The sequence below is a fragment of the Arenibacter certesii DSM 19833 genome (assembly GCF_000429545.1).
Taxonomy (GTDB): domain Bacteria; phylum Bacteroidota; class Bacteroidia; order Flavobacteriales; family Flavobacteriaceae; genus Arenibacter; species Arenibacter certesii.
This window is the reverse complement of sequence record NZ_AUCB01000017.1, coordinates 95,718-106,740: the sequence shown is the minus strand read 5'-3', so window position 1 is coordinate 106,740 and position 11,023 is coordinate 95,718. Positions and strand designations below refer to the sequence as shown.

The following is an 11,023-nucleotide window of genomic DNA, read 5'->3' as shown; positions in this document are numbered from 1 at the left end:
GATGTTGTGGCCACGGCCATTACACCAGTGACCTGTTTTGGAGATTCTGATGGGGTGATGGAGATACATGTTACCGATTATACTGGTAACTACTCTTATGAGGTGTTCCATAGTGATGGTACCACTACCTCTATAACAAATACGGGAGTAGCCCCAGGAGTGCTAAGCATTGCAGGACTTTCTGCAGGGAATTTCTATGTGGAACTTACTGCTACAGATGCTCCATTCTGTCCGGCTACGTCAAATATTGTGACTATAGGGTCGCCAGATGCAGCATTAGATTTGGTTGTTACTAAAAATAGCAACGCCAATTGTACTATTGGTGCACAGGTAACGGTTAAGGCCAGTGGAGGGAACGGTAGTTATACCTATGCTTTTGTACAAGACGGGTCCACTCCTAATCCAAGTGATTATACTGCAAGTGCCAGTGCGATTCTTGATCCTGCTACCAATTTAAATTGGGACGTATGGGTGAAAGATGCCAAGGACTGTACTTATAAGATAGATGTGGTTATTGATGTAGATCCCCTTCCAACGGTAAGCTTACCAGCCTATGCGGACGATCAGTGTACTTCTACAGGAAACTCCTATACGTTTACTGCTACAGGTACAGGGAAAGGACCTTTAAAATACAGTATTGGAAATGGTTTCCAGAACAACGGTACTTTTACGGTATCTGCTCCTGGCACCTATATGGTAACGGTTAGTGATGCTAACGGATGTACTGTAACAGATACAATCGACATCATAGCTCCATTGTCTGCAACGGCAGTGGCTACTACTCAGCCATCCTGTCCGGTAGATGACGGTGTTATTACCATCACCGCTAGCGGTGGGTCTGGTACTTATGAGTACGATTTATTAGATGATACCAATACCAGTGTAATAGGAGGAGTTTCTCAGGCGTCTAATGTGTTCGCCGGACTTGCACCTGGAGATTATAAGGCTGTGGTATACGATGTTTCCGGGTCTGGTTGTGACGCTCAGGCGCCCGTTTCCTTGGAAACAGCAACACCGGTTGTATTTACCACTACTAAAGAAGAGGTGTCTTGTAATGGTGGATCTGACGGTTCTATTGAAGTTATCCTAGATGCTTCTAATGACAATCCGCCATACACCTTTACCATAGATGACGGTGTTAATGCGCCAATTACCCAGAACAGTAAAATATTCACTGGCTTGGCTGCGGGTACCTATACAATTACGGTGACTTCAGATAGAGGTTGCTCCGATACTCGAGTGGTAACAATTAATGAGCCAGCACAGGTGGCTGTAAGTGCAACTGCAACCGATTTTGCTTGTAATACTAATAATAAGCCAGGGCAGGCTGTAATAACAGCTGCGGGTATTGGTGGAATTGCACCATATTCTTATAGTATAGATGGTATAAACTTCTTTACGTCAAACACTTTTAATATTACTGATAATGGATCGGATAGAACTATTACAGTTAGCGTTAAAGATGCTAACGGTTGTACGGATGATACAATAGTAAACATTAGTACCATCAATAAATTTACGGCTACACTGTCTCTTGACGCTGCTATCTCTTGTGTAGGACCAGAGGAAGTAACAATTACGGTAAACGACAATGGTAACGTGGCGAATACCTATACGTATCAGTTGTTGCCTGTTGGTAATACCAATGCCACACAAACTGGCACACCAACATACAATAGTGCTACTTTTGAACTGAACGCAGTAGGTAGTTATACCTTTAGGGTGACTGACACCGCCACGGGATGTTATGTGGATACCCATGTCTATGATATTGTTCCTTATGATCTAATTAAGGTCAGTGCAACTGCTCATAGCTCGGTGACTTGTTTTGGAGACAATACTGGCTCTTTGGAAATTAGTGTCTCTGGTTACACTGGTCCCTATAATTATACTGTGTATACCGCTGGTGGTGCTGCAACGGCAATTACAGGAACTGGCAATACGTCTACTAATCCGTTAACGATAACGGGACTTACTGGAGGTAATTATTATGTTAAGGTTACTGAGACTAATGCACCAATGTGTGCGGAAGATTCCAATACGGTGAGAATAATTTCTCCGGATAGGGCGCTAACGGCTATTGTAGATCCAATTGCTAGTGTTACTTGTACCAATGATCTAGGGGAAATATTGGTTGACCCAAGTGGAGGGTACCCACCTTATAATATTGTACTTACTAATACCACAACTGCTGAGCTGTATAGCGCCACGGATGTTAGTAGCATGATATTTGACGAACTTTCTGCTGGAGATTACACAGTGCAGATTACCGATGCCAATGGTTGTATTTTAAACGATACGGTAACCTTGGTGCAACCAGCACAAATAAGTGGAGATATAACCCCACTGTCTACTATTTTGGCCTGTTATGGGGATAGTGATGGCGTTGTTAGAGCTACCAATGTTGCTGGAGGGGAAGGAGTATATCAATATCAATTGAATGTTTACGACCCAACAGGAACAGTAATTGCTTACACCTCAGGAGGTCAGGTTAGTCCTGTTTTCAATAACCTAAGTGCGGGGATCTATACCATTACCGTATCGGATGGTTGGGATTGTGATTTTGAGACTGTACAGGCAATTATAATGGATCCTACTGATGTGGGTGCCTCATTAGTGAGAACTAGCTCCTTGAGCTGTCTAAACGACGCAGAATTGCTATTGACAGCATCAGGAGGTACAGGACCCTACCAGTACAGTTTGGATGGTATCACTTATTTCCCCATGAGTGGAGGTAATACGCATACGTTTGATGTTAGCGCAGGCTCTTATAGCTATTATGTGATGGACGACTTTGGATGTGGAGCTGTTTTATCCAACGAAATCTCAGAAACCGCCATTGTGCCACTTTCGGTAACATTGGATACCTCAGCTGCGATAATCAATTGTAACGGAGACAATACTGCAATCTTGATTGCTAAAGCACAGGGGGGCTTAGGAAAGTACAGGTATGAGCTCTTTACAGATGCCGCCTTTACCAATAGCGTTGCAGGACCGCAAACCTCAGGTAGGTTCAATAACCTAACCACGGGAAGTTACTATGTTAGGGTTACTAGCGAAGACTGTGTAGTGGAGTCTAACGTGACAAATATAACAGAACCAACTCCTTTGATAGTGACAGATAGTTTTACTGATGTATCCTGTTATGGGGCCAATGATGGTAGTATTACTGTTCAATTATCTGGAGGATCTGGTGGTTATCAGTACGCTATTTCCCCAGACCTAAATAAGTTTGATACCGTAAATACCTTTATCAATCTTACACCAGGTGATTATACAGTAATTGCGCAGGATAGTAATGGATGTTTTGAACAATTGAATTACACCATTATAGAACCTACGTCCTTAACGGCTACGCTTACAACAAGTCCGGAATTATGTATTGGAGTTGAGGATGGGACAGTTTCCCTAGTCATTTCCGGAGGTACTGCGCCGTATAGCACCAGTATCAATTCTACAGCAGATGCAGATTTTGTACAAGACAGAACCCAATTTAGTGGACTGGCGGAAGGGACCTACGCAATTTTTGTTAGGGATGCACAAGGTTGTGAAATAAACTTGGCAGCGGTAATAGACCCTGGAGTTAATTTAAACGCAACGGTTACTCCTGTGTATGAATGTACGGGAGATACCCCTAACAACTCGCTTGTAGTTGAGTTAGAAGATAATACTGTGGCTTCAGAGGTGCTCTATGCTTTAGATTCTACAGATCCAAATGATATGATGTTGGAGCCCAATTTTACTAATATGACTCCAGGAAACCATTATTTGACAATAAGTCATTCTAACGGATGTGTGCACACCATCAACTTTACCATAGATGATTTTGAACCCTTGGCACTTACCTTGGAACAAAATAACATCAATCAAATAACGGCGGTAGTCACGGGTGGCCAAGCAGAGTACATTTACTATTTTGAAGGGGTGAACAATGGGACTAAGAATACCTATCAGATCAAGGAAACAGGAACGTATAGCGTAAGAGTTGTTGATGAAAATGGATGTGAAAGTACGGCCAATATCTACATAGAGTTTATGGACATAGATATTCCAAATTTCTTTACTCCAAATGGAGATGGCAAGAACGATTCTTGGTCCCCTAAGAATTTGGAAGGATTCCCTAGGATACTAACCATCATCTTTGACCGTTATGGTAGGGAGATTTACAGAATGGGCCTCAACGATAGTGAATGGGACGGAAAATACAAGAACAAAGAACTCCCAACTGGAGATTACTGGTACATCATTACACTGAATGGCGAAAATGATGATCGAGAATTTGTAGGACATTTTACCCTTTATAGATAAGAACTTAACCTAAATTACAATGCGCGATAAAATATTAATCCTAATGTTGCTATTTGGCACTGTGATAGCTAGGGGGCAGGAATTAAATTCCCCCCAGCTCTCTCAGTACCTAGCAGATAACCCATTTGTACTTTCCCCCACCTATGCTGGTATTGGGGATCATGTAAAGATTAGATTGAACGGACTTGCCCAATGGGTAGGTATTAAAGATGCTCCCAGAACCCAATCTCTGGCCGCCGATATGCGCTTGGGGGAAAGATCCGGGGTTGGACTATTCTTATACAACGATTCCAACGGGTATACCAAACAGCAAGGGGCACGCATATCCTTTGCCCATCATTTAACCTTGAATCGGTATGAAGACGAGTTTCTTTCCTTTGGACTGTCCTATAACTTTAACCAATTTAGATTGGATATAGGTGAGTTTACTGATGCCGGCTTCGATCCCGGGGTTACTGACGATCGCTCTACCTCTAACCACAACTTTGATGTGGGTGTGCTCTATAGAAAAAATGCATTTTACTTAAGTTTAAATGCTTCCAATGTGATCAATAAAGATGTATATATTTTCGACCCCATCTTTGAGCCTAATAAATTGCGAAATTTTTACCTGTATTCCGGATATCGTTACAAAAAATCTAGAGCAAGTAATATGGAGATAGAGCCTTCAATTTTGTATAAAATATTTGAAAGTGATGGCAGATCTGAAGCTGATGTAAACTTAAAATTTAGGTTTTATGATTTTGAGGACTATTACTATGTGGGGCTTACCTATAGATTTTTAAATGATCAATTGGGGAAACCTTTATATATAGCGCCATTGGCGGGACTTAAAAAGAGTAATTTTTATTTTGGATATTCCTACCAAGTGATATTAAACGAAATAATGGGTTATAGTACAGGTACCCATGTGGTCACTATTGGGGTAGATCTGTTCCAAGGTATAAGTAATTGTAGATGTACGTATTAACCAGTATAGAAAGTGTATCGTATTTAGTCTAAAATAATAAGAAATAAAAGCACGGGAAATATCAGGAAATAAAAAAACCCTCTAATTTTAGAGGGTTTTTTTTGGAGGCATCGAGCGGATTCGAACCGCTGTACAAGCTTTTGCAGAGCTCTGCCTAGCCACTCGGCCACAATGCCCTTTTATAAGAGTGCAAAGATAACACTTTTTTTAAACCATGAAAACTAATTATGGCTATCTTTTGGATTTGAGTACTATTGTGACCCCTTCTACATCTCCTCCAATGGGCGGATTCATCTTTGTTACGCCAACCTTTACCCTCTTTACAATTTCAATTTCATCAAGAATTCGGTTTATTATACGTTGTGCTACATGTTCCAAGAGTTTTGAAGGGATTGCCATTTCTTCTTTAACAAGCCGATTTATATGTACGTAATCTACTGTTTCGGAAAGTTGATCGGATACGGAGGCCGATTTTAAATTTGCGCTTACCGCTACGTCTACCCGATAATCACTTCCAATTATGGTTTCTTCCCCTAAACAGCCATGATGGGCATAGACCCTAATGTTGCTGACTTTTACTAATCCCACGATACAATTTTTTAATGAAGTAGTTGATATTATGAGTCATGCAAGAATAATTCCGTTTAATAACCCACAATTAACTGCTAATATCTATAAATTAATTGAATATGATATTTCTATCATCGAACTAAACATACAAAGAACTGGCTTTAAGATGTTTGTTTTATTTATAATTTCAGTTTTATTTGGATACAATCTAAGTATATATTGGGTATACATTATGTTGTAAGTTTTGTAGTTGAATCATTAGCGCTTTTAATCAGTCTCTCTAACCTACTTGCTTTCATTTAGTTCCTTGATTTCTATTTCCTTTTTAAAGGAATTCATGAACCTCCTTCGTCGGTTTCTTTTGCTCGCCAAAAAGAAACGAACAGGTACCTTGGTTTAGAGGAGCCAGCCGTAGCGATGGCCAGCGCGCCATCTGGCCCCTCACTTTAAATGCAGATCGTTGCATTTTCCGTTCGGTCCTAATGAATTTTTTCGACACCGAGGTCGAAAAACCATAGACGGAACTCCGCGTTCCTATGTTCCTTCGCTCCTGTTCTCGAAGCTTACGTCTATTATTCTGCGAATAAGAGGTATTGCCTCGCCATTTAAATAAAATATCACTATAATTATCCAAATTTATGTTAGCTAGAGCCCGTATTCTCGGGTTTGCCTCTAGGGAGGGACTCACTACTAACATCTCAATACTTTGTACTTAACACTATGTATTTAAAGATTCAATTTCCCTTGGGAGGGATTTCGACTCCGCTCAATCCCCGGATGTCTCTGTTTTATAACAGTTAACATTTTCTCAAATCTCACTACTCCATACTAACCTCTCAATATTCAGCACTATAAATCAAACCCAAGGTCCTTACGGTAGTACATTTTATCGAACTGTAGTTTCTCTATATTCTTGTAGGATCTGGACAAGGCGTCCTTAAAATCGGAACCATACGCGGTAACCGCCAAAACCCGTCCTCCATTGGTCAGCACCTTACCTTCTTTTAATTGGGTACCTGCGTGGAAAACTATCGCATCGTCTATAGCATCAAAACCGGTGATTTCTTTTCCTTTGGCATAGTCTTCCGGATATCCACCCGATACGGCCATTACGGTAGTAGCGGTGCGCTGATCTATTTCCAGATCTATTTTGTTCAGCGTCTGATTTGCAACGGCCTGAAGGACTTCTACTAGATCGTTTTTTATTCTTGGAATTACCACTTCGGTCTCAGGGTCGCCCAACCTTACGTTGTATTCTATTACTTTGGGATCCTCCCCCACTTTTATCAGTCCTATAAATACAAAGCCTTTATATGGCAGATTATCCTTTTTAAAGCCTTCTACAGTAGGTTTCACTATTCGCTCTAGTACTTTTACCATGAAGTCATTATCTGCGAAAGGAACAGGGGAAATTGCCCCCATACCACCTGTGTTCAATCCAGTGTCTCCTTCACCAATCCTTTTGTAATCTTTTGCAGTGGGTAGGACTTTAAAATTGATACCATCGGTAAGCACAAAACAACTGAGCTCTATTCCGTCTAAAAATTCTTCGATGACCACGGTGGTGCTAGCGTTACCAAATTTGGCATCTACTAGCATAGTTTTAAGTTCGTCCTTGGCTTCCTGAAGGTCGTTTAATATCAATACTCCTTTCCCTGCTGCCAAGCCATCGGCTTTAAGAACATAGGGAGGATTGAGCGATTCCAAAAATGCGTATCCTTTTTCCAAAGTAGCGACAGTAAAACTTTCATAGGCGGCAGTAGGGATATGATGACGCATCATAAACTCCTTGGCGAACTGTTTACTGCCCTCCAACTTTGCTGCTGCCATTTGTGGTCCAATAACAGGGATGTGCTTTAAATCGGCATCCGATAGGAAAAAATCGTGTACCCCATTTACCAAAGGGTCTTCGGGACCTACGACTACCATATCGATTTTTTCGGTAAGAACACATTTTTTGATCGCCTCAAAATCGTTTACACCAATCGGTATATTCTTGGCAATAGCAGCAGTTCCTGCATTTCCAGGAGCTACAAAAAGATTTTTGAGTTTAGCACTTTGCTTTAATTTCCAGGCCAATGTATGTTCACGGCCCCCAGCACCGAGGATAAGGATGTTCATTTTTAAAAAATTTCTTCAAAAATACGGTTTGAAATGGAAAATGTACCTACTTGGGAGGAAAAATTGAATAACACGCTTGCTTATGGTGTCTTATGCCGTTAAATGTTTATCAGGTTAAGAAGTTACCAGGTTAGTGAGTTGTATGGTTAAACAGGTAAACGTCTAGTGTTAAATGATTAAAGTAGAACGTGCAAGTAACTAGTCGTCTTTTAAATATGGTAACAACTTCAAACTATTTATGATGGGCAAGTTTGCTTTTAAAAGGAAATTGGTTTCCATATTAGGCTAAATGTGTACTAGACTGGAATTCCGCTCAGTATTTAATAAATAAGTTAAAATTAGAGCGTTACGCGGATAAGGAGATTTGCATCATCATTTAAGCAGCATACTACCAATAAACACCCAAAATTATGTTAGCTATAGTTCCTGATCTCGGGCCTGCCCGAGTTAAGGACTCACTACAGATATCTCACTACTTAAATCTATACTTAATACGAACTACTTTGTACTTACTACTATTCATCACTTCCTATTACGATCTGAAAAATCCCGATGTTCGGTTTTTCTCAGTTCATCCTCGGAGAGCGTTTTAAAGTAGTCCCATGTTCTTTTCATACCTTCTTGTCTAGTGACTTTAGGTTCCCATCCTAAAATTTCTTTCGCCTTGGTGATATCGGGTTGGCGCTGCATAGGATCGTCCTGAGGTAAGGGCTTATAGATAATTTTTTGGTCAGTACCTGTTAGCTTAATGATTTCCTCGGCAAATTCCTTGATAGTTATTTCATGCGGGTTGCCAATATTAACCGGACCGGTATAATCACTCATTAAAAGCCTATAGATGCCTTCAATTTCATCATCTACAAAGCAAAAGGATCGGGTTTGTGCTCCATCGCCAAAAACGGTGAGGTCCTCACCTCGTAAAGCCTGACCCATAAAAGCCGGAATTACCCGTCCGTCGTTTAATCTCATTCTAGGGCCATAGGTATTAAAGATTCTCACTATCCTAGTTTCTACCCCATGAAATCTGTGGTAGGCCATCGTAATAGATTCTTGAAATCTTTTGGCTTCGTCATATACGCCACGAGGGCCTATCGTATTTACATTCCCGTAATACTCTTCAGTTTGTGGGTGGACTAAGGGGTCACCATAAATTTCGGAAGTAGAGGCTATAAGGATTCGGGCATTTTTTTCTTTGGCTAAACCCAATAGATTATGCGTCCCCAAAGCACCAACTTTTAAGGTCTGAATGGGGATTTTCAAATAGTCGATTGGACTGGCAGGAGAGGCAAAGTGCATGATATAATCTAATTTGCCCGGAATATGTACGAATTTGGTAACATCGTGGTGTTGGAACTCAAATTGCTCTAATTTAAAGAGATGCTCAATATTCTTTAGATCACCGGTAATTAGGTTATCCATGGCAATCACATAGAACCCTTCCTTGATTAATCTATCACAAAGATGTGATCCCAAAAAACCTGCAGCACCCGTAACCAGAACTTTTTTCATCGCTTATAAATTTTGAAGTAGATAGTACTATTCAAAATTAATCCGATTTTCCAGTTTAGGAAATATTTATAGTTTAATGACCAAAATTGAGGGGTAAAGGGTGATGCAGCTATATGGCAACTCAAAATACATATTAGAAAGAGAGTAGTCATTTATAAGTTCAAGAAAATAATCAATACGCTTTTTCCTCTCCCGATACGGCGTTCACAACGGTCTGTACAATTATTTTTATATCCATAAAAAGCGACCAGTTTTCAATATAAAAGATATCGAATCGAGTCCTATTTAGGATATCGATATCCGTTTCAATTTCCCCTCTATATCCACGCACTTGCGCCAATCCCGTAATCCCCGGCTTTACAAAATGGCGTAGCATATACTTATCTACCCTATTCGCAAATTCGTTGGTGTGCTTTACCATATGCGGCCTAGGTCCTACTACAGACATATTTCCAAAGAGAACGTTATAGAATTGTGGGAGTTCATCTATACTGGTCTTTCTTATAAATCTTCCTACTTTGGTAATACGCATATCATTTTTTACCGCCATTTGGCTATCTGCATTATCATTGGGAGCCATAGAACGGAACTTATAACAATAAAAGTCTTTGTTGTCTATACCAGAGCGTTTCTGCCTAAAATAGATGGGTCCTTTGCTTTCCAACCTTATTATCAAAGCAAGAATGGGAGCTAACCAAGAGAGGATTCCCACGATTACCAAAAGCGAAAATACAATGTCGAAACTCCTTTTAAGGGCAGAATTCAATGGATTGTGCAGAGGGATATCCCTTAGCGATAGTATAGGGATATAATCGTAGTATTCAAAGGTGAGTTTTTTGGAGAATATATTCTTGTTATCCGGAATAAACTTTAGCGTCTTAAGGTTGTTGTCCGCAAAATTGATGAATTCGGTCAACTGGTTATTCTTTAACTCGGAGACAGAACAATAGATCTCGTCTACATTATTCTCAACGATGTACATAAAAGCTTCATAAATATCGAATGAAGGGTCTGTGGGACTAAACTGTTTCATGAATTGATATCCATACTCCCTACGTTCCTTAAAAACATCGATCAGCTGATCCGTTTTTTTATTTTTTCCGATTACTACTACGTTTCTCATGTTCCCTTTAACCTTTTCACGATATTTCATTAAAAGGACGTAATTGAGGAACTTGATACTAAAGATGGCAATTGCAGTAAAAACAAAATATTCTCCCAATGCCAAACGGCTCATATTGGGTTGCTTAAAAAAGCCTATAAAAGCGTATAAGATTAAAAAGAAGAATACAAATTGGTTAAATAAAAGCCTAAGAATATTGGTGACTTTGGTGTAGCGATATACCTCGTAGAAACGATTTTTTACCGACAATATAATCCAGGCTAGGGTAAGGTAGGAGTGAAAAAGTATGGGGTATTCAAAATTAATGGGTAAAAAATAGGCGAAAAGGTTGATTACCAATAAGTCTGCCCCATAAGAAATAGGGGTAATAAAGCCAGAATAACGGTATCTTTTAAAAAACATGGTTATGGTGCCCTATAATT

The 11,023-nt window shown here is 40.0% G+C and carries 6 protein-coding genes and 1 tRNA gene; 2 read left to right on the top strand and 5 right to left on the bottom strand.

The window, feature by feature from the left end:
* Together G466_RS0110645 and G466_RS0110640 are read left to right on the top strand one after the other, a co-directional pair.
* Positions 1-4,308 (top strand): T9SS type B sorting domain-containing protein (locus G466_RS0110645; RefSeq protein ID WP_026813656.1); only part of this gene is annotated, 4,308 nt, incomplete at its 5' end.
* Positions 4,309-4,327: 19 nt separating this feature from the next.
* On the top strand, positions 4,328-5,278 hold the full coding sequence (locus G466_RS0110640; protein WP_026813655.1) for a PorP/SprF family type IX secretion system membrane protein: 951 nt from the start codon (positions 4,328-4,330) through the stop codon (positions 5,276-5,278).
* A gap of 102 nt (positions 5,279-5,380) precedes the next feature.
* Here G466_RS0110640 and G466_RS0110635 read toward each other — a convergent pair.
* The 5 genes from G466_RS0110635 to G466_RS0110610 form a co-directional block, all read right to left on the bottom strand.
* Positions 5,381-5,454, bottom strand: a tRNA-Cys gene (locus tag G466_RS0110635).
* Positions 5,455-5,509: 55 nt separating this feature from the next.
* Positions 5,510-5,866, bottom strand: a complete 357-nt coding sequence (gene folB / locus G466_RS0110630; protein ID WP_026813654.1) for a dihydroneopterin aldolase — start codon at positions 5,864-5,866, stop codon at positions 5,510-5,512.
* Between the two features lie 831 nt (positions 5,867-6,697).
* Positions 6,698-7,969, bottom strand: coding sequence for a phosphoribosylamine--glycine ligase (gene purD / locus G466_RS0110620; RefSeq protein WP_026813652.1), 1,272 nt, complete (start codon positions 7,967-7,969; stop codon positions 6,698-6,700).
* 522 nt (positions 7,970-8,491) lie between these two features.
* Positions 8,492-9,478: a UDP-glucuronic acid decarboxylase family protein gene (locus G466_RS0110615; protein ID WP_026813651.1), complete on the bottom strand. Its 987-nt coding sequence runs from the start codon at positions 9,476-9,478 to the stop codon at positions 8,492-8,494.
* Between the two features lie 172 nt (positions 9,479-9,650).
* Complete coding sequence (locus G466_RS0110610) at positions 9,651-11,003, bottom strand: exopolysaccharide biosynthesis polyprenyl glycosylphosphotransferase (protein WP_026813650.1); 1,353 nt, start codon at positions 11,001-11,003, stop codon at positions 9,651-9,653.
* Positions 11,004-11,023: the final 20 nt, after the last annotated feature.

Excerpts from the sequence above, each read along its gene's own strand:
- purD (WP_026813652.1), bottom strand. The coding sequence starts at position 7,969 with ATGAACATCCTTATCCTCGGTGCTGGGGGCCGTGAACATACATTGGCC.
- G466_RS0110610 (WP_026813650.1), bottom strand. The coding sequence starts at position 11,003 with ATGTTTTTTAAAAGATACCGTTATTCTGGCTTTATTACCCCTATTTCT.
- G466_RS0110615 (WP_026813651.1), bottom strand. The coding sequence starts at position 9,478 with ATGAAAAAAGTTCTGGTTACGGGTGCTGCAGGTTTTTTGGGATCACAT.
- G466_RS0110640 (WP_026813655.1), top strand. The coding sequence starts at position 4,328 with ATGCGCGATAAAATATTAATCCTAATGTTGCTATTTGGCACTGTGATA.